Raw genomic sequence first — 25,291 nt, 5'->3', positions numbered from 1 at the left:
TTCAACGAAAGATTATTTCTATTACTGTTCTTCCAACTCTTCTTTTGCATAAAGACGATAAGAGTATAACTCCGTATCCTTAGCTAAACGGAAAAGCTGCATAGCGATTTCCATCGGTGTTTCTTCATATTCATTCGTGATCCAATTGACTAACACGCCGCTGCAACCGTAAGAAAAAAAACGAGCATAAAATAGTTTATCTTTTGCAGAAAGCTGTCTTTCTTCATCCATTTGCTCAAAAATCTTGATAAAAGATTTTTGGATTAGTTGAGAGAATTCTTTTTGTAAAATTTCTTGGTCAGAAAGCACAGTATTTGCGTAAAACTCTTTCTTTTCAGCAATTGCTTTCAGCATTTTCAATGCTTGCTCTTCCCAATTATCAAGAGTAAGACATTGCGGGTCTAAATAATGCAAGGCATCCTCACAATAGACCCAACGAAGCAAATCGTATTTATCTGTAAAATGATAATAAAATGTTTGACGATTGATTTTTGCTTCATTTGCGATTTTTTGGACGCTGATTTTTCGAAAAGATTGTGTTTGGCACAAATCAATCAATACGTTTTTGATCAATTGTTTCGTACGTGTTGTATCACTCATTCATTTTCCTCCAATCTAAAAGCAAAAATCACATATGATAGTCGTATCCGAAATGTTCATAAGCATAAGCCGTAGCCATTCGCCCTCTAGGTGTACGCTTTAAAAATCCTTTTTGGATCAAGTACGGTTCATACATATCTTCGACTGTTTCTCGTTCTTCTCCTATATTTACGGAAAGCGTGCTTAATCCTACGGGTCCGCCGCCATATAATTCGATCATCGTCCGTAACAATTTCTGGTCAACATAATCCAAACCAGCTTGATCGACTTGTAGCAAAGTAAGAGCCTGATCTGCTATAGGACGATCGATTTTCCCGTCTCCTTGAACTTGCGCAAAATCACGAACCCGTTTGAGTAAGCGATTCGCGATTCTAGGCGTTCCTCGCGATCGGCGAGCAATTTCCAATGCCCCTTCTTGAATGATCTCTGTTTGAAAAATATCCGAAGAACGTAAAACGATCTCCTGCAGATCCTGTTCGTCATAATATTCCATATGTGAAATGATGCCAAATCGATCGCGTAAAGGTGCAGAAAGCATACCTGCTCGCGTCGTCGCCCCAATCAAAGTAAAGGGAGGAAGAGGAAAATGGACCGGATGTGCGGTTGGTCCTTGTCCTACCATGATGTCTACATAAAAATCTTCCATGGCCGAATAAAGCATCTCTTCTACTACTCTAGGCAATCGATGGATCTCATCGATAAATAGGACATCCCCTGCTTCCAGTTCATTTAAGATCGCTACTAAATCACCCGGACGTTCGATAGCGGGGCCGCTTGTCGTACGAATGTTCACGTTCATCTCATTAGCAATGACCATAGCCATCGTCGTTTTCCCTAATCCAGGAGGCCCATACAACAGAACATGATCTAATGGTTCTTCCCGATTTCTGGCAGCTTCGATGTAGATCTGAAGCTCTTGTTTGACTTTTCTCTGCCCGATATACTGAGAAAGCAACTGCGGACGAAGAGATTTTTCCAAACTCAGTTCATTTTTGCCAGTTTCTGGTGATAACAAGTATTCATCTGTCATTTGGTCTCCTCCTTATTTTTTCATCATCAGCTTGAGTGCTTGGCGTAAATACTCATCCGTTGTCTGATTATCGACTTCTTTTAATTGTTTTTCTACACGTTTGATTTCTCTATCACTGTAACCAAGAGCTGAGAGAGCCTCCATTGCTTCAGATAGAGCGGTAGCGTCTTTTGTAGTTGCTTCATCGAATAGACTGAAGGGCGTATCGATACTCAGCTCACCAAATTTTCCTTTTAGATCCAAGATCATTTGTTGCGCCGTCTTCTTCCCTACCCCTGGAAATTTTGTCAAATAAGTGACATCACTGGATTCCACTGCTTGGATCAAACCGGAGTGGTCTTCACTTGCCATGATCGCAAGAGCACTTTTTGGACCGATTCCTGAAACACTGACTAATCGCAAAAACAGTTGTTTTTCTTCTAAAGAATCAAATCCATACAAAAGATGTGCATCTTCGCGGATCACCTGATGGACATAAATTTTTATTTTTTGATTTAGTTTGCTGCTGTAGCGGTAAGGATTTCCTAGTGCGATCTGGTAGCCGATACCATTGGTTTCTACTACTATGTAATAGGGGTTGATAAAGGTAACCACACCTGTCAGATATTCATACATATTCTAGTCCTCTTTCTTTTGCACACATACGTTCCCTTTATTGTAGCACATTTCACCTTGTGAAAAAAGGAGTCTGGGGAGCGTTTCTTTCAAATAGCAATCGCTTGAATAAAAAAGAGCGGACGATCGAGTGAATCCCCGTATTGTACCGCTCTTTTTGTATTTTCATTATTCTACCAGTGATTTGTATTCGCCATAACCGAGTTCATCCATCTTTTCATAGGGAATGAATTTTAGTGAGGCAGAATTGATGCAGTAACGCAGACCGCCTTTATCTACTGGGCCATCGGTAAATACATGTCCGAGATGAGAGTTTGCTTCTTTGCTTCGGACTTCTATTCGATGCATGCCATGAGAAAAATCGGCTTTTTCACGTACTTGTCTTTTCGCTATTGGTTTGCTGAATGATGGCCAGCCACAACCAGCGTCATATTTTTCCGCAGAGCTAAATAACGGTTCGCCGCTGACGATATCGACGTAGATCCCTTTTTCGTAAAAATCATCGTATTTTCCGGTAAATGGACGTTCTGTTGCATTTTCTTGTGTGACTGCATAAGCCATCGGTGATAATTTTTCTTTCAGTTCTTCTTTTTCTGGTCTTGTTGGTTTATCCATTAAAAATGCCCCCTTTGTGTTCCTATCATAGCGCCAAAGCAGACAGATGCCAACAATTTGCTTTCTTTCGAATCATTTACACTTTTCGGCGCCGGGCAAACTCAACGAAACGGAATTTATCTAATCGGTGTACCGACTCAGAATACTCAAAACAGCGGGTATCTTCCAAATGAACAAGACTTCTGACGACTACTGCGTAAGTGTCATCGTGAAGATCCATCGTTGTTTTCATGATATCTGTTACTTCTTCTACTGTGATTTCCTTTTGTGCGTAAGCAATCGTTAAAGAAAGCTCATTTTCAAAATATTCATAGATCGACCCTTGTGCTTGTACTGGGGTTAAATGAGGAACAATCTCCTTTAATAGATAATCAGTATCTAATATAACCACTTCACCATCGATTTTTCTTTCGCGTATCAAATGCCAGACAGGTGCACCAATCTCCCAGCCAGTAATCTCATTCAGTGATTTTGTTACTTCTGTTTCTTCTAACGTATGAACGATCGTTTCACTTGGAATACGTTGGGTTTCCTGTAGCTCTTTATAGCTTGTCAGCCCAGAAATAGGAAAATCAAAGCGGTTTCGATCTAGTACGATCGACCCTTTTCCTTGTTTTTTTTGAATATATCCTTCCGTCGTCAAAAGATTCAGTGCTTTTCTAATTGTTTCTCGTGAAACACCGTAGATTTTGATCAATTGGTTCTCACTAGGCAAAAGCGAATGCGGAGGATATTCTTTCGCTAAAATTTTCTGTTCCAAATCTAAAAAAATTTCATTGAACTTGTTCATGTTTTTTCCCTCACTCGTTCTTCCATCATTTCTTCACTATACTACAGCTCTTTTTGTATTTCAATGTTCCTCTTTTTAAGAAAAGCTTATTTTATGCTTTTTAAAACGATATCATTTTTCTGGACATTTTTGGATAAAACGCTTGCAATTCTTCCCGAAAAAAAGTATAGTAAACGAAGAAGTAACTTGCATAGACAAGTTAAAAGAAAGGGGTTTATTGATATGGCAAAGTATCAAGCAGATGCCGAGAAACTGCTACATGATATCGGCGGAAAAGAAAATATTGCTGCAGTTAGTCATTGTGCAACTCGTATGCGTTTTGTCCTAAATGATCTTGGAAAAGCAGATCAAAAAGCAATCGAAGATATTCCTAGTGTGAAAGGGATGTTCACGAATGCTGGGCAGTTCCAAGTCATCATAGGAAATGATGTTTCTACTTTTTATAACGACTTCGTTGCAGTATCCGGAGTTGAAGGGGTTTCTAAAGAACAAGGAAAAGCAGCAGCAAAACAAAACCTTCATCCCGTACAACGCGCCATTGCCGTCTTGGCAGAAATCTTTACACCACTGATTCCTGCAATTATCGTCGGCGGATTGATCCTTGGTTTCAGAAATGTACTTGAAGGTATCCAGTTTGAAAGTCTTGGTGGAACGATCGTTGAACACTCGCAATTTTGGAATGGCGTCAATGCCTTTTTATGGCTGCCAGGTGAAGCAATTTTCCATTTTCTTCCAGTAGGTATCACTTGGAGTATTGCGAAAAAGATGGGTACTACACAAATATTAGGAATCGTTTTAGGAATTACATTAGTTTCTCCGCAATTATTAAATGCTTATAGTGTAGCTTCCACAGCTGCAGCAGATATTCCATTTTGGGATTTTGGTTTTGCTCAAGTCCAAATGATCGGTTATCAAGCACAAGTTATTCCAGCTATGCTGGCAGGGTTTATGTTAGCGTATCTAGAGATCTTCTTCCGCAAATATATCCCTCAGTCGATTTCAATGATCTTTGTTCCATTGTTTTCATTGTTACCAACTGTTTTAGCTGCTCACGTTATTTTAGGTCCTATCGGTTGGACAGTCGGAAGCTGGATTTCAACTATCGTAAATACCGGGTTGACGTCTTCTATCAGCTGGTTGTTTAGTGCTGTATTCGGGTTCCTGTATGCACCTTTAGTAATTACTGGTCTCCACCATATGACCAATGCGATTGATATGCAGCTGATTGCAGATTTCGGATCAACGAATTTATGGCCGATGATTGCTTTATCAAATATCGCCCAAGGCTCTGCAGTCTTAGCCATCGTCTTCTTGCATCGTGGAAACAAAAAAGAAGAACAAATCTCGATTCCAGCAATGATTTCTTGTTACTTAGGCGTAACTGAACCTGCTATGTTCGGGATCAATTTGAAATACGTCTATCCTTTCGTCGCAGCAATGGTCGGTTCTGGATTAGCTGGCATGTTTGCCAACTTGATGGATGTTCGAGCAAACGCGATCGGAGTAGGTGGGTTACCAGGAATACTAGCTATCCAAGCAGAAACATGGGTACCTTTCATCATCGCAATGATCATCGCTATCATCATTCCATTTGGCTTGACGATCGTCTTTAGACGCCAGGGAATCTTGAATAAGATTGATCCTGCTGTTCCTGAAAATGCTGCTGATGTACAGCTTCAAACAGCGAATGGTGCAACAGCAATGCCACAGTCTTTTGAACCTGTTTCAGCAACTGGTACGGCAGTTGCAACAAAAGAAACATTATTCGCAGTGGCTGCTGGGAACATCAAGGAAATTACTGAAGTAAATGACCCAGTTTTCTCACAAAAAATGATGGGTGACGGTTATGCTGTCGAACCGTCAAATGGCAAAGTCTATGCACCAGTAAATGGTAAAGTGACGAGTGTTTTTGAAACAAAACATGCCATTGGTATTCTTTCTGATGAGGGGCTGGAAGTACTCGTTCACATGGGATTAGATACCGTTGAACTAAAAGGCGTTCCTTTCACTGTATTCGTGAAAGAAGGAGATCTTGTCACACCAGAAACTCTGATTGCTGAAATGGAATTGCCAGAAATAGAACAAGCTGGTAAGAAAACTGACATTATTGTTGCTTTAACTAATAACGAAAAAGTTGCTGGTCTATCCCTTGACCAATCAGGACTTGTTCGCCCAGGCGAAGCAGTCGGTAACGCTGAAGTAAAATCTTAGTCAGAGTAGATAAGTAATCTTTTCAATAAAAAAGACGGGCTATCATGGATTTCAATCGAAAATCAGATAGTCCGCTTTTTTTGTTTAATTGAATGTTTTCAGTGCCTGATTGACAGCACCAATCGGAAACCCTACGATACTGTAGTAATCTCCAGAAATTTCTTTGACGAATACACTGGCAGCATTTTGGATGCCGTATGCCCCTGCTTTATCCGCATAGTCTCCCGTCTCCAAGTAACGATTGATTTCTTCATCTGTCAGTGGATAAAAAGTGACATGTGCTTCTGCTAGTATTCGTTCTTCTCGCTCCTTTGTTTTTAAAACAACTGCTGTGTATACAGTATGTGTTTCCCCGCTTAATTTTTTCAACATGACTTCAGCCTCAGCCATATCTTCTGGTTTACCCATGATCTCCTGGTTGAGAACAACAGTCGTGTCGCTAGCAATCACTAAGCTGTCTTTCTTTTCTTTTTGTTCCCAAACAGTTCGTGCTTTTTCTTCAGCCATTCTGCGTACATAATCGACTGGCAGTTCGTCTGGAAATGGCGTTTCATCAATATCAGCAGGTTCGATCTCGAATTCTGAAACGATGTGAGCCAATAACTCTTTTCTTCTTGGTGATTGGGACGCTAGTATAATCTTCATGTTTCCCTCTTCTCTCTGACTTAATGCGGATCTTGGATCCGTTTGAACATTCTTTCCATATCCGAGTTGGTAAAGTGAATCAATACTGGGCGGCCATGGGGGCAATTGAATGGATTTTCGCATTGTGCTAAATCTTTCAGCAGCACACGTGCTTGTGCTTCATTCAAATAATGGTTGGCTTTGATCGATCGTTTACAGCTCATCATGATTGCTGTTGCTTCACGGAATTTTTTTACGCTCACACTTCCTGTCGTCAATAGCATGTCGATCATCTCGCGAATAATCGATTCTTCTTCACCATTGGGATACCAAGTAGGATGGGCCCGTACAATAAAGCTGTTTTGACCAAATTCTTCTAAATAAATCCCTGCATCTTCTAGCAAATGCTTTTGCTCTTTTAGTTTCAAAGCATCACTGTTTGGATAGTCCAACACAAATGGAACAAGTAATTCTTGTAGATCATCAGATACTTCCCCAATTTTTTCCCGGAAATATTCATATTTGATACGCTCTTGAGCAGCATGCTGATCGATGATGTACAATCCGTCGCTACTTTGGGCAAAAAGATACGTTCCGTGCATCTGTCCAAAATATTCCAATTGAGGAAAACGTTGAACTGGTGTTTCCGTTTCTAGTTTCTTGATCGCTTGTTCTAATGTTTTGTCGTTTCCGTGAGTGAAATCAAATTCAGGATGCAGTGTCAATTCTTCCTCGTAAATCTGTTCATTCTCTTCTAAGGATATATCTATCTGTTCTTTATTTGTTTCTTTCGTGTTATCCACAGTAGGAATTTCTTTCTTTTCAGATTTTTCCACTGTTTTTTCTACAAAGTTATCAACATTTTCACCAAACTTATCCACCGTTTTCGCTGTTTTTTCTGGATAACTAGTGTTTCCTTCAGAAAAGCCAGAAAAGTTTTCAACATTTTCCACAGACTTATCAACAGATCTGTCAACAAATGTGCTCTTTGGTTCTTCTACAAAAAAGGTTCCTGTCTCTCGGTCAAAATTCAAACTACTTGGCTTTTTAGGTTTTTCTTCTTCAAAAGCATAGGACAAATCGATTTCGATTTGTTCCGTTTTAGGCTGATCTGGTACTTTTTTCTTGAACCGTAGATTATCCGCGGCACTTGGAATCAGGTTTTCTTGTGACAATGCTTTTTGAATAGCGTTACTAATTAGCTCTGTTAGTTCTTTTTCCTTCGACAACCGGACTTCCTGCTTCGTCGGATGGACATTTACATCGACTAAAAGCGGGTCCATCTTGATTTCCAATATAGCAATAGGAAAACGGCCGACCATTAATTTTGATCCATAACCTGCAACGATTGCTTTATTTAAGGAAAAATTCTTGATAAAACGTCCATTGATGATCGTCGATAAGTAATTCCGACTGGCACGAGTCACCTCTGGCAATGAAACATAACCAAATAACTCAAAATCTAGATCTTTTCCTTCGATTTTCAACATTTTTTTAGCGGTAGATAATCCGTAGATTCCCGCAATCGTTTGTTTCAGATCGCCATTTCCAGCAGTTGCCAACATTTTGTTTCCATCATGTACTAAACGAAAAGCAATTGTTGGATGACTTAATGCCAGACGATTGACGATGTCCCCGATGTTCGCTAATTCTGTATGCAGTGTTTTCACGTATTTCAAGCGGGCTGGCGTATTGAAGAACAGGTTGCTGACGGTAATCTTCGTTCCTTGACGCAGAGGTGCTGGCCGATGCTCCATGACCTCGCCACCTTTGAGCAAAAGATAAGTACCTTGTTTTTCTTCCTGATTCGCCGTTTCCAGAATCATCTCAGAAACAGAGGCAATACTTGGCAAAGCTTCCCCTCGAAAGCCCAGCGTTCGTATGCGAAAAAGATCGTCACGATTATGGATCTTACTTGTCGCGTGCCGCTTGAAGGCATTCTCTACGTCGTCTGCCAAAATGCCTTCTCCGTTATCAATCACTTGGATCGTCCGCAGTCCCGCTTCTTCAACTAAGATATCAATCTGAGTACTACCGGCGTCAATTGCATTTTCCACTAATTCTTTCACGACAGAAGCTGGTCGTTCCACTACTTCTCCCGCAGCGATCTGATTAGCTAAACGTTCAGATAATTCTTGGATTTTGGCCATCGATATCCGCCTTCTTCCTACAGTTGTTTTTGTAATTCATATAATGTGTTTAGTGCATCCATTGGCGTCATTTCTAGTAAATTTATTTGCTTCAGTGATTCAATGACTTCTGTTTCATTTTCGGATAATTCACCGAATAAAGAAAGTTGTTGGGTTTCTTCTTTGACACTGTCTTGTATAGGGTCTTGGTTTACTTTTTCTGCAGGTGGTTTTATTTGCTCCTGTTTGGCTGTTTTAGTCTTCTCTCCTATTTCAGCTGGAACAGTATGGTGTCCGTTATCGCCATTTTCTAGCGTATGCAGGATATCTGCTGCTCGCTCAAGTAGATTGGCAGGCAATCCTGCGATTTTTGCCACATGTATACCATAGCTTTTATCCGCAGGTCCATCCATCATTTTATGCAAGAAGACAACTTCTCCGTCTTTTTCAACAGCTCCAACATGGACATTTTTAAGCTGCGGAAGTTCTTTTTCAAGTACCGTCAGTTCATGATAATGGGTAGAAAAGAGTGTTTTTGCTTGTACATGACGATGGATATATTCGATGATTGCTTGGGCCAACGCCATTCCGTCATAGGTTGCTGTTCCTCGCCCGAGTTCGTCAAACAAAATTAAACTGTTTGGCGTCGCATAACGTAGGGCTTGATTGGCTTCCATCATCTCTACCATAAAAGTACTTTGTCCAGCAATTAAGTCGTCACTTGCACCAATTCGGGTAAAAATCCGATCAAAAATAGGTAAAACTGCTTGTTTTGCCGGAACGAAACAGCCCATTTGCGCCATCAGAACAGTTAATGCCAACTGGCGCATATACGTACTTTTACCAGACATATTCGGTCCTGTGATCAACAAAATCATTTCGTCTTCTGCCATTTCTACGCTGTTAGGGATATATTCCTGATGTCCTAATACTTTTTCTACTACAGGATGTCGTCCGTCTTTGATCAGAAGCTGATGCTTGTCACTGACAAGTTCTGGCCGAACATACTGATAGCGTTCGCTGATTGTTGCAAAACTTTGTAGCACATCTACTGCGCTGATTGCTTTTGCAAGTACTTGTAGCGGTTGGATAGCCTTTTTGACTTCTTCTCTCACAGCTAAAAACAACTGATATTCTAAATCAACAGATTTTTCTTCTGCTTCGAGGATTTGTGTCTCCAATTCTTTTAGTTCTGGTGTGATGAAACGCTCTGCATTTGCTAAGGTTTGTTTTCGTTCATACTTCTCCAGTTCTGCATTCCCAAGATTTGCTTTTGTGATTTCTATATAATAACCGAAAACGCGGTTAAATCCGATTTTTAAGTTCTTGATTCCTGTTTCTTGACGCTCTTTTGCTTCAAGTTCTGCTAGCCACTTCTTTCCGTTTCTCATAGCAGAACGGTACGTATCGAGCTGCTCATTGAATCCATCTTTGATGATGTTTCCTTCCGTTATTTGTAACGGCGGATCATCTTGGATAGCTTGGTCAATCAATTGGACGAGATGGTCCATCGGTTGCATTTCTGAAAGCAGACTTTGCCATTGACCTTGATCAATTCCTTCAATCAACCCTCTGATCATTGGCACTTGTTCTAAAGAAGTTTTCAACTGGATCAAGTCTCGCCCATTGACATTACCGAAAGCTACTCGACCTGCTAGGCGTTCCAGATCATAGACTTTCGTTAATGCTGACTGCAAATCGATACGTTCAAAATAACTGTCTAGCAAAGAAGCGACCATTTCTTGTCTTGCTTTAATTTGTTTTGCCTGGATAAGCGGACGGTCTAGCCATTGTTTTAGTAAGCGGCCACCCATTGCTGTTTTTGTTTCATCTAATAACCATAGAAGGGTGCCGTGCTTTTTCCCAGTCCGAATAGATTGGCTTAATTCTAGGTTGAATTTTGAATAATAATCCATTTTCAAAAAATGATCTGGTTGGTATTCTACTGCTTTTTGGATATGAGCTAAACTCCGCTTTTGTGTCACCGCTAAATAAGTCAATAGTTTACCAGTTGCTTCTTTTTCCAGCGGATCGACTAGTTCACTTGTCAAAAAGCTAAATTCGGCATTTTCTTCCATCTCATTTTGTTGAGAAAAGACTAGCCCTAAACGCCCGCTTAGCTGTTCACGAAGGGTATCAGTGATCTCACTACCTAATACGAGTTCTTTTGTCTGCAATGCAGAGGCTTCATTTAAAACAGCTTCTTCATCATGCAACCGAGCCGTCTTCAATTCTCCCGTACTTAGATCGGCATAAGCAAAGCCAAATTCATTTCCTTGACTAACTACAGCTGTTAAAAAATTGTTGTCTTTTGCCGACAATCCTTTGCTGTCCATGACTGTACCAGGAGTGACTAGCTGAATCACTTCGCGCTTGACCATCCCTTTAGTCGTCTTTGGATCTTCTACCTGCTCGCAAATTGCTACTTTATAGCCTTTTTCAATCAAGGTATCGATATATCCTTGTGCTGCATGGTGAGGTACACCGCACATAGGAATAGGTTCTTCTGCATTTCGATTTCTGCTCGTCAACGTTAATTCCAAAAGCTGTGATGCCTTGATCGCATCTTCATAAAATAATTCATAAAAGTCTCCTAAACGATAGAACAAAAAAGCATCTTGGTATTGTGCCTTGATGCTTAGATATTGTTCCATCATAGGAGTGTTTTTAGTTTTTTGAGGCATGTTTTTCCTCCTCTATTTGTCCATTGATGTCTTCTTGTATCATCGTTGTTAAATGATGAAGCAGATCATCTGCTTCCAACAGCTGTTTTCTATAAGCTATAACAAGCGGATGCTGATCAAATTCTTTCATGAATTGATCCGCTCGCTTGATTGCTTCTTGTTCTGCTGCTGGTTTGTCATAGTGGGCAAAATGAACAGCTTCTTTTTGCGCTTGTTTGATTTTCTCTCTCAACTCAGCTAAATACTGGTTTTGCTGGATCTTTTCTTCAAGTGCTTTGTAGCGAATGATCGTTTCATTTTCTCTTAAAAGTTTTGTCAGTTTCCTTACTTCTTTTTGAATTTCCGGCTCCTGCTGCAAAAAACTGCCTCTCTTTCTACTCCATGAACGGTCGATCCTCATTGATTTGAATCAGCTGGATTTCTTTTGCATGACCTGTCGTATCATCCAATTCTAAGATACAGCCGCTTAAAATCGATCGGCCTTGTTCGACAACTTCAAAACGTTTTGGTAATGCGGTCAGAAACTTTTCGATCACAGGTTCTCTGCGCATACCCAAAATACCATCGTAGGGTCCTGTCATCCCAACGTCTGTCAGATACGCTGTACCTTTTGGCAAAATTCGCGCATCATTTGTCTGGACATGTGTATGTGTACCGACCACTGCTGAAACTTTCCCATCTAAAAACCAGCCCATCGCTTGTTTTTCACTTGTTGTTTCTCCATGAAAATCTACAAAAATGATTGGCGTACGTTTCCTAGCTTCTTCTACTAGTTCCTTCATTTTACGAAAAGGATCATCCAAGTCCACCATGAAAGAACGAGCTTGCATGTTGATTACTGCCAATTCGATCTGATTCACTTTGACAAAGACCATCCCTTGTCCAGGCGTCCCTTCCGGAAAATTTGCCGGCCGAACCATCTTTTTGGCTTCATTTACAAACTCAAAAATCCCGCGGTTGTCCCACGTATGATTTCCCATCGTCACGACATCTACACCGTCTTGCAAAAATTTTTTATAGATTTTTTCTGTGATTCCACGTCCAGAAGCGGCATTCTCACCATTTACGATCGTTACTTGCGGACGATACTTCTTCTTCAACCTAGGAAGATATTCAGTAATCATCTCTCGTCCCATTGAACCTACTACATCACCAATAAACAATACCCGCACACTAAATTCCTCTTCTCTTTTAACATCACTCTATATTATAGTTGTTTTCAATAAGAAAGAAAAGGTCAAACAAAAGGAACACTTTCCTGATATTTCTTAGATTTGAAAAATAAAATAAATAAATGGGACTGTGGCAAAAATCTTGTCACAGTCCCATTTCCCGAATAAACGTTGTTCCATCTGCTGCTTCTTCAGAAATAAGCCGAAATTTTTCAAAAATTTGAGAAACAATTTTCATAAATCTGTTCTTATTACTTGATGCAGGACAGCTTTTTCACAACCTCTTTTAAATCACACTTAACTCTTTCAATGCCTTCCAGATGCCATCTTGATCATTTGTATCAGTGACCATCTTGGCTTCTGCTTGTACTTCTGGCACAGCATTCCCCATAGCTATTCCGATTCCTGACATACGCAACATTTCACGGTCATTTTGTCCGTCACCAAAGCTGATAATATCTTCATGCGGGATACCTACTTGTTCTGCTAAGTGTAGGATCGTCGCCGCTTTAGAACCGTTTTGGGGAACGACATCTACACTGTTCTCATGCCAACGGACAAATCGGATCTTATCATATGAAGAGAATTTTCCATCATAGGTTTGATCGAAAAATGCTAACGCTTGATAGATTTCTTGTTCCTCTGCAAAAAACTGATCTAGTTCAGGCAAGACAGCGCCGAAAGAATGCATCGCCTCTTCCATCACCGTTACATCATTGGAAGAAGAACGTTTGATATTGTCTAAGCTGACAAAAGCTGTGTCGATCTGTTCATGATGCGCTTCCTGGACGAATGCATCTAACTGTTCGCGATCTAGTAAATTCTTATATACTTGTTCATGGTCTAAAAAACCGGCCGCTCCATTACATAAAATGTAGTTCGTAAAATCCAGATCTCGAATGACTTCTTGCGCATGGAATCGACTCCGCCCTGTAGCAATCGTGACCAGATGACCGGCTTTGCGTAATTTTTCCAATGCTTCTCTCGTGCTATCTAAAGCTTGTTTATTTGAATCTAACAACGTTCCATCAATATCAAAAGCAAATAATTTGCGTCTCATCTCTTGTCGTCTCGCTTTCTTATAAATACTTGCTTGCCTCTCGAACAGCTAACTTGCTCAAATCTGTTGTCAGCTGACTTTTTACCCAAGCGGCATCGGTCTTACTATAATCACGCAATGCCCAACCGATTGCTTTTTGGATAAAGAATTCCTTTGTTTGACGGTCTTCGTCTATTGCTCGAATCAATAGTGCTGTGTCTGTTTGCTGTTTATAACCTAATTGCAACGTGATTGCTATTCGACGCAACCAGAAATCTTCCTTTTTTTCGAACAACTGAAAGACTTCTTTACGTTGCTCTGGATGGGATTTACACCATGTACTGTATACTTTTCTCCAAGAATCGATGCTGTCCCACCATTCTTTTTTCTGGACTAGTGGTAACAATGTAACTAGCTCTTCAAAGGTAAACCGTTTGATGTTTTTTTGGACTAAATCGATCGCCACATACTGATATTCTCTTTCGATTTGTTCATAATAGTAATGAACAAAAGCTAAAACTTCAGAAACAGATAAATGTTTGCTTTCATCCAATAACGGCTGTTGCAAAAGAGCGCGTTCCGGCTTAGGTACTCCAGCAAAAGGAAAGAGATTTTTCATGTACTTTTCCATTTGTAACGCTTTTTCTTCATTTTTTGGAAAAACTAACACTTCCATAGTATTTCCTCCCTTAATGAACGACTTTTTAGTCCACATAGGATGATTTTGATTGATTCAGCCAAGCATAACCCAGTCCCATCACTAAACCGCCACCAATATAATTCCCTGCCAAAGCAAAAAACAAATTATGTAACACATTACTGGCTGTCATTCCATCCATCTGACCATGAGAAGCAAAGTAAGCAAGCGTAAAGGCAGGAAAATTCGCTATCACGTGTTCATATCCTAAAAAAGCAAAAATGAAAATAATGAATACGACCGGGATTACTTTCCCAGCATCTTCTTTCATCCGCATGCTAATCAGTACAGCGGTATTGACAACGATATTCGCAAACATCCCTTCCACCAAAATCGTTGTTGCAGGTTTTGCTAGTTTTACTGCTATTGATTCTAACATAAAGTTGTCCAACGTTAAATCTTGAAATGGCGTAGTCATAGAAATAAGAAATCCACATAACATACCGCCAATCATATTGAAAAAAATACAAGCAAATAGAATCTTGGCTGCCTTACTTAAAGCAAGTCTCTGCCGAAAAACACCCACGGTCATATAAAGCATATTCGATGTTCCTAATTCGGCGTTCATGTATAGAATCATGACCAGCCCCCAGCTGAACATAAATGCGTATAAAATCTTTCCTAGACCGTGCGCGATATCTTCCCCATTCATCGCAATCGCAAATGCCACAGCCGTTCCTAAAGTCAAAAACAAACAGGCAAGAACCGCTCGAACAGCGTAACGTGAAAAGCTGTTTTCAAAAAGGTTCGCCTTCTTTTCAATTGAAGCATCGATTTTCTCAAATAATGGTGATACCGGATTCATTGATTTTCTCCTTAAACTTCCTTCACTTTTTTCCATTTGCACATACCTTCTCATTTTATAAAGAGAGCCTAGGTTTGTAAAGCGTTTTTACATACTAATTATCTTGACATTCATGGATGATCTATCATATACTGTAGTTTGTGTAAAATAATGCAGCAGAAAAATAATAACTCATCCCTAGTTTGTTGCCCCGTCTCGGGTTCGATTGTGTAACCGCGGCTGCAAAGGTGAAGATTGAAGAACAAACTATATGATTATGAATTTTTCAACGGATTATTTTACTCCAAAAACTTATATTCATTGGAGGAAATTTTAATGTCTCGTTATACAGGACCATCATGGAAAATTTCTCGTCGCTTAGGCATCTCATTGTCAGGCACAGGAAAAGAATTAGCACGTCGCCCTTACGCACCAGGTCAACACGGACCTAACAGCCGTGGCAAACAATCAGAATACGGCATGCAATTAACTGAAAAACAAAAACTTCGTCACATGTACGGAATGAACGAACGTCAATTCCGTAACTTGTTCGTAAAAGCTAGCAAAATCAAAGAAGGTAAACACGGTGTTAACTTCATGATCTTACTAGAACAACGTTTAGACAATGTTGTTTACCGTTTAGGACTTGCAACGACTCGTCGTCAAGCACGTCAATTAGTTAACCATGGTCACATTTTAGTTGATGGCAAACGCGTTGATATCCCTTCATACCACGTAGAAGTGGGTCAAGTGATCTCAGTTCGTGAAAAATCACAAAACATCGTAACAGTAAAAGAAGCTGTAGAAGCAACTGTTGGACGTCCAGCATTCGTAAGCTTTGACGCTGAAAAATTGGAAGGTTCATTAACTCGTTTACCAGAACGTGACGAACTATATCCAGAAATCGACGAAGCTCTTGTCGTTGAATACTACAACCAAAGCTTATAATTTCAAAAGCTTTCTTGAAAAAGGCCGCTATCTATTGGATAGCTGGTCTTTTTTTTATTTTCTATTTACAAAGCAATCACTTTGTTTTACAATTTCGTTAACCAAGAAAAAATATTAAGTTAACTAAAAGAGGGCATTATGAACCGAACATTGAAAGAATTGATACTTGCTGCGGAATTTGCCGCGATTATTTCTGTCCTTTCTCAGATGACCATTCCTTTTGGTTTGGTTCCTTTGACAGGGCAAACATTTGCTATTGGACTGACAGCCACTTTTCTCGGAAGAAAACTGGGATTGATATCTGTTACGGTTTATCTTTTACTGGGTTTGATCGGTCTTCCTGTATTTTCAGGGATGACTGGCGGCATAGCTGTTTTATTTGGTCCAACTGGCGGATATTTGATTGGATTTCTCTTTCAAACATGGCTAACTGGCTGGATGATCGAAAAAACAGACGCTCATTACTTGTACGCAATCTTTGCCAATCTAATGGGTTCTCTTGCCGCATTAGTCTGTGGGACGATCTGGCTGAAGATAAGTGGCGACCTTACTTTTACAACTGCATTTGCCAGTGGGCTGCTGCCTTTTTTACTGCCGGAAGCAATCAAAGCAACTGGAGCAGCCTATATCGGTGTCTTGTTGAAGAAACGGCTAAATCGATTTCTTCGAACGAATTGAACAAAAAAGCAGCATGGAAGAAGACTCAACATCCGGTCTCTTCCACGCTGCCATATTTTAATTTAAACAGATCTTTATTTTGTCAAATCTACTTTTTTACTGATCCAATAAATAATTATCCCACCGACAATCATTGATGCCAATTCTCCTAAAGCAATCACCCACCAATTCAAGAAAAAAGGTAGTTGATATAAAATCGTTAGCTGACCAGCTACTGTAAACATGGAAAAAGCGAATACGCATGCTGTCACAGCCATTTTGATTTTCATGTTTTTGATGCGACTAGTGATTTTATAGTTGATAAGCAATACAATCAGCGTGCTGACGCTTCCTACTACAACATCTATCAGTCCAAGAGGAGAAGCAATATTAGCCAAAGCTACTCCTGCTGTTACCGCAACGATGTATCTTTTGTTATACAAGGACAGATAGTTGAACATCTCCGAGAGACGAATCTGAATCACTCCAAAGCTAAAAACAGACAAAACCAGCGTCACTGCCACATATAAACCAGTGACTAGCGCCATCCGAGTCACATCTGTCGTTGTCCAGCGTTTGGCTGAACGGGTATTATTTTTTTCCATGTTCTATTTCTCCTTTGCAAGATAATTTTATCTTGGTAATGACTGCGACCAAAGGATGGGAAGAAAATTCCAACTGAAGTGCCGCAGAAGGTTGTGAAAAAGCTGCCCTGCAACAAGTAATAAGAACAGTCAAATAAAAATAGCTCCTCCTATTTTCCATTTGGTTGGACTTATTACCGCAGTTGCAAGCTTTTGAACACTGTTTATATTAGAAGGTTGTGAAAAAGCTGTCTGACATCAAATGCCGGGAACAATCATCGACTTTCTTTTATCATCAACCATTTGGTTCTCTCTTTATTTCTTATCATACAGAAGCTTGAAAAAAACACAAGGTTATTTTAGCAACCAGCCACCATCGATTGGAATAATCGTTCCTTGTATATAGCTTGCTTGAGGAGAGGCAAGAAATAATGTCAGCTCCGCTACTTCTTCCGGCTGTGCCCATCGCTTGACTGGTGTTTCATTTGCCACCCACTCTGCCATCTCACCTTTCCCTTCAAAATCAGCCGCATTCATCGGCGTTTGGATGGCTCCTGGAGCAATTCCTTTTACTCGGATCCCCTGCTCTGCGTAATCCAGAGCGAGTTGTTTGGTAAAACCGACGATTGCATGTTTCGCACTTGTATAAGCGATCCCACCTCCGCCAGCAACCAAACCCGCAATCGAAGCCATGTTGATGATTGTTCCGCTTTTTCGGCGGATCATATCAGGAAGGATGATGTTTGTTAGATGATACATGCTTTTCACATTCGTTTCATAAATCAGATCCCACAGCGATTCGTCAGTTTCCATCAAGGATTTGTATGCATCTAGTACCCCCGCAGTATTCAATAAAATTGTAACTTCACCAAAATGATCCTGGCATTTCGATACCGCTTGTTGGAGTTTCTTCCTCTGTCGGACATCCCCTAGTGCGTAGGCAAAAGTTTCAGGAAATCGAAAAGAAAGTTCTTCCATTTTTCCAAATTTTTGATCTAATCCAAAAACAAAGGCATCTTGTTCCAGAAAAGCTTGGGCTTGCGCGGCGCCAATACCAGAAGCAGCTCCTGTAATAAATACGACCTGTTTAGCTAAATCTGGATAACGGTTTTTCATTCTACGATTGCCCAATCATCTGCTAAAATATCGCAAACTGTAGGAGCAAAGCTAGAAAAACCTTCATCACTTGTTTTGATCAATAAGTAAGGCGTCACCGGACAGCCATCAAATTCATCATCGGATACGAGAACAACATAAAGCTCAAATCCACTCCATCCTTTACGAATAATCTTTGCACCTTTTTTCAATTCTGGTAAAATTTCTTCAAATGTCATCTTTATTCTCCTTTTTTTGTTATTGTTTTGATTGTTTTTGAATCATTTCAAATTTTTGAGATAGCTGAATGTAATCTATCAATTTTAATTCTTCGGTCACAATAAAATAGTCAAGATCCGCCCACGGTTTTCGATGAACTTTACTTGTTGAAATCAGAAGATCTACTTCTCTTCCCCGATAATCCGTTGGTAGAAAAATCAGCTGATAATCATTACGGAAAAACGTCCGTAACCCCTCCTCTAACAGTTGCTCTTCAAATAATGGAAAATCTGTCATCAAGAGGATCGTGATCTTTGGAAGCTGTGGAGTAAATGCTCCTAATGTTTTAAACACAGTCAGATACCGTCCCATCAAAAACGCATGATTTTTAAACGCCAGATGATTAGGCTGTTTGTGTCTGCTTTCAAAAAAGCGTACTAACCATTGTTTTAATTCCTTGTTTTCAATGACTAAATGATTAATGAAGTCACTACTGTTTCCATCAATCGTTTCTTTTGCGTTAGGAAAAAGATAGGCGAAAAAATGACTACTGAACAAATAGTTTTCTGCCTCAAAGGTCAGATCTTCCGCTGGTAGCTCCTGCTCTTCTTGATAAAGAGAAAGAGCTGCTTTTGCTTCAGAAAGAGCTGCAAAAGGCGGTGTTTCTGCTTGTTGATGGAAATCAAAAATTTTCTTCCGTATCTTAGGATCACTATAATATTCTTCACGCGTCATCAGAACAAGAAATAATGCGCCTAATTCGTCTTCTACTTGAAAATAATTAGGAAATACCGGCTCCATGACTTGGCAGAATCGTTGGAACAACAGATTGTCTGCGATCAGCCGTCTTTTTTTCTCATTCAATACCACATAATGCTTCTGTGATTTTCTTAAAAAAAAGGCACCTAGCATGTATTCCAAACGTCTTTTTTTGATTTCATTCAAACGAACATTGAAAAAAGCCATGATATGTTCTGCCATATTCTTTACGTCCATTTGAGAAATCGTTTCAAACGGCCAGATTTTCCCTCGAAACAACTGCCAGAATGTCATATGCAAGTAAAGTCGAATGATTTCTTCTTCGCCTTGCGCGATATATGTACCTCGTTGCAGACGAATGCCATAAGTTTGCAGTTGCTGTTTCCATTCATTGATTTTTCGATGAGCAGTGGATTCACTAATGTAATGCTTTTGCGCAAATTGGTAAATCGTGTGGAATTCTTCAAAAAAAATGTCGTGCAGCAGCTGGAATTTCAGCGTACTTTGCACGAGATAGATCAAAAAACGCTCATGTTCAATCGAATCGAGCGCATCATAAAAGTTATAACCAGAACGGTGATTTTTTGTAAACAAAGGGTGCGTCTTACCGCTAAACTGCTGATAGTTTTTAGACAGCTCGTTTAGGTATTTCGACACACTGCGGGCATCCAGCTGAACAACTTGCGCTAATTGTGCAGCAGTATGCCAAGCTTGATCCTCAAAACTTTCTAGGAGGAGAATCTTATAATATAGATCTTTATCAAATTGTTTAAGATACTCGGAAGACAAATACACGTCTTTCCCTCCTTTTTTATGCTAGAACGTTTTGGTTATTGTAGCATAAAATAGTGGTTTTCGCATCAAAACAAGCCAGCAAAAGGCTGAAAGAATAACGGTAGCAACAAAACGGTCAATATTCCATTTACGCATATCGCAAGCCCTGAAATGATCCCTTCTACTTCGCCAATCTCGATTGCTTTTGCTGTACCGATAGCATGAGAAGTACTTCCTAACGCCACACCGCGAGCAACGGGACTTTCAATCTTGAATAAGCGGAAAATATGAGTAGCGATCAGCGAGCCAAAAATACCTGTAGAGACAACAATTGCAAGAGTCACGGCATTCACCCCGCCCATCGTATGAGACAAATCGACAGAAATAGCCGTCGTTACAGATTTCGGTAGTAAAGAGATGACCATCTCTTTATGAAGAGAGAAAAAATAACCGATCCCTACACTAACCAAGCAATTTGCGACTATTCCTGCTAAAATCGCAGCCATTACAGGATAAAAATTTTCTTTCAGCAAACGGAAGTTTTTATAAAGCGGAATGGCAAGTGCCACTGTCGCAGGAGTAATCAGCATAGTCAAAAAATTGCCGCCGATATTATACTCTTTATAGCTGACGCCAGAAAAATGCAAAAATAAGATAATAACAACAATCGATAATACGAGAGGATTCAAAACAGGCAGTTTATATTGCCGCAAAAATTTGTCAGATAATACGTACACTCCTAAAGTCAAACTTAAGCCAAATAATGGATTCACAAAAAACTCAGTCAATTTGATTCTCCTCCATTTCGTTTACAGATACCCTGCTTGCTTTTTTCTTACGGACATAGCCTAGCAAAGCTTCTACCCCTTCTGCCGTTTTTCCCGCTGCGACCATCGTGACGATGGAACACACGACGACTGCCCCCAGTAAAATAGGCCATATCGAAGCGATATCATCGAAATATTCCAATAAACCTACACCAGCTGGAACAAATAAAATAGCTAGATTATTCAATAAAAAATCACCAGTTGCTCCGATTTTTTCAGGATCAACAAGATGCATTTCAAATGCTAAAAATAAAAAAAGAATACCTAAGATACTCCCAGGAATAGGTAAATGAGCAAAAATTCGGATACCTTCTCCTAATACAGAAAAGAAAATAATAATGAAAAACTCTTGAAAAAATTTCATCAAACAACACTCCTTACGTATAGCTTTCATTTTACTAACAAACCTTTTCTGAAAGTTTCAAAACATGCTGTTTCTAAGATACAATTTTTGAGAAAAAAAACGTTTTTTTTTTGGTATATTTATAGTTAAGCTTGGTGATTTGTGGAGAACTTTTAAAAAGAGTTGGAGTTTTGCTGTTGGTCTGGTTTCTTATACGTAATGGAAATCATTTTTTTATTCACATTTGTTAAGACTGCAGAAATCCTTCCGACACGAAACACTGCACCGAGGCTTTTCGTGTTGATGTTTCTTTTTTTTTGCATTTTTATAACATTTGGAGGTATTTATGGATTACTCACTAATGACCCGTCTTGCGGCGGAAATGATTGGTACAGCATTACTAATCGTGCTAGGTAACGGTGCTGTAGCAAACGTAGATTTAAAAGGTACAAAAGGATATGGCAGCGACTGGATGCTGATTGCTGTCGGATATGGATTTGGGGTTATGATGCCGGCAATGATCTTTGGCGGAATCAGCGGTAACCACATCAACCCAGCATTTACGATCGCCTTAGCGTCTAACGGATTGTTCCCTTGGGCTGAAGTTGTTCCTTATATCATTGCACAATTGATTGGTGCAGCGATCGGACAATTGATCGTAGTGGCTTGTTACAAACCTTACTACGACCAAACAGAAGATGTAAACCATGTGTTAGGTACATTCTCAACAATCAACAGTGTTGGTTCTAAATTCAATGGTTTCGTCAATGAATTCTTTGGTTCATTCGTTTTATTCTTTGGAGCTTTAGGTATTACAAAAGCACCATTCTTCCAAGATAACCTTGGTACAGCTCACTTAGCACTTGGTTTCCTTGTATGGACATTAGTTGCTTCACTTGGTGGTCCTACAGGTCCTGGCCTGAACCCAGCTCGTGACTTTGCACCACGTCTTGTACACGCACTACTTCCATTGAAACATAAAGGTTCTTCTCAATGGGGATATGCATGGGTACCCGTTGTTGCACCTATCTGTGCTGGTGTCGTAGCAGTATTCTTATATAAATTATTATTTATGGCTTAATTAAAAGCTAAATAAAAAAACTTGGTACAGCGATTGCGTACCAAGTTTTTTTATTTTTAGAAAAAGCAGACGGACTTTCTAAAAGAAATTCTCTATTCGATCCTGTCGATGATTTCTTCAGGAAAATCGTCTATTTGCTTGTCAATTTTGCTGTCTTTGTATTTCTCTTCTTGGATAGTCAACAAAATCTTTGTAAGGTTCCCCCAGTCTACTGCTCTTGGCGGATCAAGCCAAACTACTACTTGAGACACACTTTCTTCATATAAATTGTTTCTATTCGTGATTATAACATCCGGAAAATCAGACTTTCCAGCCTCTATCACTTCCGTATTCAGATTAATATACAAACTTAAATTTTTCTTGATAAATCGATTATAAGCAGCACCATAAGAAAAATCGATGATGATTTTTACTGGCTCAGAAACCAGTTGAACGGGTATGTGATTGATCAATAACAATAAATAACTGAAAAAAAGAAAAAATTTATCTTGAAGCAACTCTTTGTGTTTTGACATTAGATCATTCATATACTCTAACAGATAGCAATAAAATGTAGGATAGTTTTGATTAAAAAAAGAAATATCTAGTGGAAATTCATCCGATTTATTAAGGGTATAATGCAAAAGTTTAAAATGTATTTGGTTAACTCGTTTTGGATCGATTTTCTCGTTTCTTTCGGTAACCGTTTAAACCGTTTTTCAAAACTTTCAATGAACCGCTCATTCAACCATTCGATTGTTTCATCTTCTTTTTTCCTCAAATACTTTTGATCTAACTTATCATGGAGATAAAGCCACGAGAGTGTCTTACAGATAAAAACAACTGATTCTGTCTCCAGTACTCCTTTTAGATAGAAAAATCCTATATCTGAGAAAAACAGCGGCTGATTGTTGGCAATATCTAAAGAATCTTCTTGTTCAGACAATAGATTGATTGCTAAAAAGTGGAATAATTTCTTTTTTTCATAAGCGGAAAGAGGATAATACCGATTTAAATTTTTTACCATTTTTTCTGTTTTTATAATTATAGGTAGCGAATACAACTTTTCAACACTTATTTCTGTTGAGTTAAAAAGATTATATAAAAAAAGGCGGATGTTTTTAGGATTTCCTGTCAACTTTCTCTTCTCAAAAAAAATTTGATACTTTTTTAGATTTCTTTTCAGCCCTTGCAATACTTTATAAGCCACAGAATAACTCACATGATGCTGTTCAGCAAAATTTTCTATTGAGATATATTTTTCCTGAAAGAAAGCCAATACCATTTTCATGGATAAAGAATCTGTTATATAGCGAGATAATAGGGCATTACTAGAACTTTTACCATTGATTTCCAAACATATCACCAATTCACTAACAGTTAGACGAAAGTTTTTCTCTAAATCGAACATTTGTAAATCATGTTTTAGCTTATCGATAGTTTTTTTCAAGAGAAATGTCGATAACGATAGTTTCTCTTGAATATCCGAGATTGATTCTGATAAATTTGAGCTTGCTTCTAAATATTTAAGTAATGAATAACTTCTATAATCTTCCTTGCTTAAAAAAAACTCATAATTCATTAGCGATCAGCTCTTTCTACGTATATTGCTGTTTCCATTCCTTCACTGCTACTATCCCTTCTTATTCGTATTTCCTACATCGTCCCAACTGTACGCTACACAAACTGGAGGATCCGTTTATTGACCATTCTTGCTGTTAGACCTATTATAATGATTATATCATTTACTTATAGGCATCTACGCTAATACAAAAGCGTTTTATACTATCGAAAAAGAACGTAAATATCACGCAATAAGGAAAATATTTATTATTTTGATCTTACTTTTCTTTCTCTTCTTTCTTTCTCAAAATAAACCAAAGGATAAGTATTAAAACGAACAACAAGAAAATCAGCGCTTCTAAGATGTAGATCCAATTATTGGCCTTTTTAATCGTCACATCCTTCGTATTCAATTCCTTGGCTTCTTTCTCGTCTATCATAAACGCTTTTTCAAATATCCATTGGTCGGTATAGTTGATGATGGTATTTTCTTTTTTTCTTGAGAATTTTCCGTTTTCATTTTCATTTCCTAGAATGGTCATTGTGAGATGATATTCGCCTGGAGTTAGTGGCTGACCATTCAAAGCTGTTGGAAAAGAAAAGTTTGTATTCGGCGCAATCTGCAATCCTTCTTTTTCCTCCTGATATAAAACTTCAGAATGCCCTTTTTTTGTAATTTTTGTTTCAATAACTACCTGATTGATATAGGTTTTTTGATCATTTTGAACGTTTGCTAAAATGACATTTCTTGCATTGATTTGATCAGGTTTAACTTCATGGAGAACTAAGTTAGGAGCAACTTTATTCAGTGTCTGTCGCATTAACAAGGCAACAGTATAGGCGTATTCATTCTCAATCGATAAGCTTTGATCCTTGTTTTCTGTTTGATCCTTTTCCGTCACAATTTCTTTGAATGTGATCCCACCGGCCAATACACCATCGAATCGATCTTTTGGCATCTTAGCATGAAAAACCACGGTTTGAACGCTTTTAGGTTCCAGTGTCACTGTCTCTGGATAACTCACATAGTCGATCAGATCAAAGATTAGACTTTCGTCTTTTTCAATCTCATTTTTTCCATATTCAACCATCACGTTTGAATTAGTCGTTGCGCTATTCACAGAAATGTCGATTTTCACTTCTTTTTCCGTATCATTTCTCAATTCTGCTTTTAATTCTACTTCCTGATCTGGAACAAGTTGGAGATCGAAATAAGTTTTTCTTTTATCGATTTGATTCTCCGAAGTTATTGGCGTCACCGAAAAATTGAATGCACTAGCTGTCACTGGTAAATGGTTAAAAAGTGTCCCTATAATAACTAGGAGTGTTACAAATAATTGCTGTTTTGGTTTCAAGTAAATCGCTCCTTTCATCATATGTAAGAAAAGATGGGAACAAAAGCGTGTCTCTGCCATTTTAAGCTGTGCAGGAAATAAGTATTTATGGTTCCTGTTGTCCTTGGTGCACCATGC

General features: G+C 39.0%; 23 protein-coding genes and 3 pseudogenes. 4 read left to right on the top strand and 22 right to left on the bottom strand.

Annotated elements, in window-relative coordinates; translation table 11 throughout:
- Positions 1-21 precede the first annotated feature (21 nt).
- The 5 genes from OZZ83_RS03015 to treR all read right to left on the bottom strand — a co-directional run bounded on the left by OZZ83_RS03015 (position 22) and on the right by treR (position 3,650).
- A complete protein-coding gene (locus OZZ83_RS03015; RefSeq protein WP_002290530.1) occupies positions 22-600 on the bottom strand; it encodes a TetR/AcrR family transcriptional regulator in 579 nt (192 codons plus the stop codon).
- A gap of 28 nt (positions 601-628) precedes the next feature.
- The gene (ruvB, locus tag OZZ83_RS03010) at positions 629-1,630 is read right to left on the bottom strand and encodes a Holliday junction branch migration DNA helicase RuvB (RefSeq protein ID WP_325066007.1); all 1,002 of its coding nucleotides are present in this window, start codon (positions 1,628-1,630) and stop codon (positions 629-631) included.
- Positions 1,631-1,642: 12 nt separating this feature from the next.
- Positions 1,643-2,245 carry a Holliday junction branch migration protein RuvA gene (gene ruvA / locus OZZ83_RS03005; RefSeq protein WP_002309787.1) on the bottom strand — a complete coding sequence of 201 codons (603 nt, stop codon included), beginning with the start codon at positions 2,243-2,245 and terminating at the stop codon, positions 1,643-1,645.
- A gap of 168 nt (positions 2,246-2,413) precedes the next feature.
- Positions 2,414-2,860: a peptide-methionine (R)-S-oxide reductase MsrB gene (gene msrB, locus OZZ83_RS03000; RefSeq protein WP_002309788.1), complete on the bottom strand. Its 447-nt coding sequence runs from the start codon at positions 2,858-2,860 to the stop codon at positions 2,414-2,416.
- Positions 2,861-2,936: 76 nt separating this feature from the next.
- Complete coding sequence (gene treR, locus OZZ83_RS02995) at positions 2,937-3,650, bottom strand: trehalose operon repressor (protein WP_002309789.1); 714 nt, start codon at positions 3,648-3,650, stop codon at positions 2,937-2,939.
- Between the two features lie 222 nt (positions 3,651-3,872).
- On the opposite strand from treR, the gene treP reads away from it, so the two are divergent.
- On the top strand, positions 3,873-5,861 hold the full coding sequence (treP, locus tag OZZ83_RS02990; protein WP_002329741.1) for a PTS system trehalose-specific EIIBC component: 1,989 nt from the start codon (positions 3,873-3,875) through the stop codon (positions 5,859-5,861).
- Between the two features lie 84 nt (positions 5,862-5,945).
- Here the strand turns inward: treP and OZZ83_RS02985 are convergent, their stop codons facing one another.
- The 8 genes from OZZ83_RS02985 to OZZ83_RS02950 all read right to left on the bottom strand — a co-directional run bounded on the left by OZZ83_RS02985 (position 5,946) and on the right by OZZ83_RS02950 (position 15,065).
- The gene (locus tag OZZ83_RS02985; protein ID WP_002290524.1) at positions 5,946-6,506 is read right to left on the bottom strand and encodes a Maf family protein; all 561 of its coding nucleotides are present in this window, start codon (positions 6,504-6,506) and stop codon (positions 5,946-5,948) included.
- A gap of 20 nt (positions 6,507-6,526) precedes the next feature.
- Positions 6,527-8,635 (bottom strand): DNA mismatch repair endonuclease MutL, encoded by a 2,109-nt coding sequence (gene mutL, locus OZZ83_RS02980; RefSeq protein WP_002309791.1) that lies wholly within the window; start codon positions 8,633-8,635, stop codon positions 6,527-6,529.
- Between the two features lie 17 nt (positions 8,636-8,652).
- Positions 8,653-11,298: a DNA mismatch repair protein MutS gene (mutS, locus tag OZZ83_RS02975; RefSeq protein WP_235042681.1), complete on the bottom strand. Its 2,646-nt coding sequence runs from the start codon at positions 11,296-11,298 to the stop codon at positions 8,653-8,655.
- A complete protein-coding gene (locus OZZ83_RS02970) occupies positions 11,282-11,698 on the bottom strand; it encodes a YlbF family regulator (RefSeq protein WP_002316579.1) in 417 nt (138 codons plus the stop codon). Before OZZ83_RS02970 ends, mutS begins: the two co-directional genes overlap by 17 nt.
- Entirely contained in the window at positions 11,673-12,470 is a 798-nt protein-coding gene (locus tag OZZ83_RS02965; RefSeq protein ID WP_002290518.1) for a TIGR00282 family metallophosphoesterase, read from the bottom strand. The genes OZZ83_RS02970 and OZZ83_RS02965 overlap by 26 nt, the downstream gene beginning before the upstream one ends.
- Before the next feature lie 286 nt (positions 12,471-12,756).
- The gene (locus OZZ83_RS02960) at positions 12,757-13,530 is read right to left on the bottom strand and encodes a Cof-type HAD-IIB family hydrolase (RefSeq protein ID WP_002309794.1); all 774 of its coding nucleotides are present in this window, start codon (positions 13,528-13,530) and stop codon (positions 12,757-12,759) included.
- A 19-nt stretch (positions 13,531-13,549) separates the two neighbouring features.
- Positions 13,550-14,185, bottom strand: a complete 636-nt coding sequence (locus OZZ83_RS02955; protein ID WP_002309795.1) for a DNA alkylation repair protein — start codon at positions 14,183-14,185, stop codon at positions 13,550-13,552.
- 28 nt (positions 14,186-14,213) lie between these two features.
- Positions 14,214-15,065: a formate/nitrite transporter family protein gene (locus tag OZZ83_RS02950; RefSeq protein ID WP_278023403.1), complete on the bottom strand. Its 852-nt coding sequence runs from the start codon at positions 15,063-15,065 to the stop codon at positions 14,214-14,216.
- Between the two features lie 261 nt (positions 15,066-15,326).
- Here OZZ83_RS02950 and rpsD point away from each other — a divergent pair, with 261 nt between their 5' ends.
- Together rpsD and OZZ83_RS02940 are read left to right on the top strand one after the other, a co-directional pair.
- On the top strand, positions 15,327-15,938 hold the full coding sequence (gene rpsD, locus OZZ83_RS02945) for a 30S ribosomal protein S4 (protein ID WP_002294265.1): 612 nt from the start codon (positions 15,327-15,329) through the stop codon (positions 15,936-15,938).
- A 138-nt stretch (positions 15,939-16,076) separates the two neighbouring features.
- Positions 16,077-16,616, top strand: a complete 540-nt coding sequence (locus tag OZZ83_RS02940; protein WP_002309798.1) for a biotin transporter BioY — start codon at positions 16,077-16,079, stop codon at positions 16,614-16,616.
- A 74-nt stretch (positions 16,617-16,690) separates the two neighbouring features.
- Here the strand turns inward: OZZ83_RS02940 and OZZ83_RS02935 are convergent, their stop codons facing one another.
- From OZZ83_RS02935 to OZZ83_RS02910, 6 genes and pseudogenes are all read right to left on the bottom strand, one after another.
- Positions 16,691-17,200, bottom strand: coding sequence for a QueT transporter family protein (locus OZZ83_RS02935; protein ID WP_047929625.1), 510 nt, complete (start codon positions 17,198-17,200; stop codon positions 16,691-16,693).
- A 333-nt stretch (positions 17,201-17,533) separates the two neighbouring features.
- Entirely contained in the window at positions 17,534-18,295 is a 762-nt protein-coding gene (locus tag OZZ83_RS02930) for a 3-oxoacyl-ACP reductase (RefSeq protein WP_252706901.1), read from the bottom strand.
- Positions 18,292-18,513, bottom strand: coding sequence for a DUF2829 domain-containing protein (locus tag OZZ83_RS02925; protein ID WP_002290506.1), 222 nt, complete (start codon positions 18,511-18,513; stop codon positions 18,292-18,294). The genes OZZ83_RS02930 and OZZ83_RS02925 overlap by 4 nt, the downstream gene beginning before the upstream one ends.
- Before the next feature lie 19 nt (positions 18,514-18,532).
- Positions 18,533-20,113 (bottom strand): annotated as a pseudogene (locus OZZ83_RS02920) (helix-turn-helix domain-containing protein).
- On the bottom strand, positions 20,113-20,814 hold the full coding sequence (locus OZZ83_RS02915; RefSeq protein ID WP_002348051.1) for an LrgB family protein: 702 nt from the start codon (positions 20,812-20,814) through the stop codon (positions 20,113-20,115). The pseudogene OZZ83_RS02920 and the gene OZZ83_RS02915 overlap by 1 nt, the downstream one beginning before the upstream one ends.
- On the bottom strand, positions 20,807-21,217 hold the full coding sequence (locus OZZ83_RS02910; protein ID WP_002312390.1) for a CidA/LrgA family protein: 411 nt from the start codon (positions 21,215-21,217) through the stop codon (positions 20,807-20,809). Before OZZ83_RS02910 ends, OZZ83_RS02915 begins: the two co-directional genes overlap by 8 nt.
- 325 nt (positions 21,218-21,542) lie before the next feature.
- Between OZZ83_RS02910 and OZZ83_RS02905 the strand changes: the two genes are divergently transcribed.
- Complete coding sequence (locus OZZ83_RS02905; RefSeq protein WP_002290500.1) at positions 21,543-22,277, top strand: MIP/aquaporin family protein; 735 nt, start codon at positions 21,543-21,545, stop codon at positions 22,275-22,277.
- 92 nt (positions 22,278-22,369) lie between these two features.
- On the opposite strand, the pseudogene OZZ83_RS02900 reads toward OZZ83_RS02905, so the two are convergent.
- From OZZ83_RS02900 to OZZ83_RS02890, 3 genes and pseudogenes are all read right to left on the bottom strand, one after another.
- A pseudogene (locus OZZ83_RS02900) lies at positions 22,370-23,283 on the bottom strand (hypothetical protein).
- A gap of 123 nt (positions 23,284-23,406) precedes the next feature.
- Positions 23,407-23,541 (bottom strand): annotated as a pseudogene (locus OZZ83_RS02895) (helix-turn-helix domain-containing protein); the annotation flags it as partial.
- Positions 23,542-24,097: 556 nt separating this feature from the next.
- A complete protein-coding gene (locus tag OZZ83_RS02890; protein WP_278023400.1) occupies positions 24,098-25,195 on the bottom strand; it encodes a DUF916 and DUF3324 domain-containing protein in 1,098 nt (365 codons plus the stop codon).
- Positions 25,196-25,291 lie beyond the last annotated feature (96 nt).

It is taken from the genome of Enterococcus sp. E5-162, from assembly GCF_035725965.1.
GTDB classification, from domain to species: domain Bacteria; phylum Bacillota; class Bacilli; order Lactobacillales; family Enterococcaceae; genus Enterococcus_B; species Enterococcus_B lactis.
Note: the sequence above shows the minus strand (reverse complement) of the source record. Positions and strands in the feature narration are given on the sequence as shown.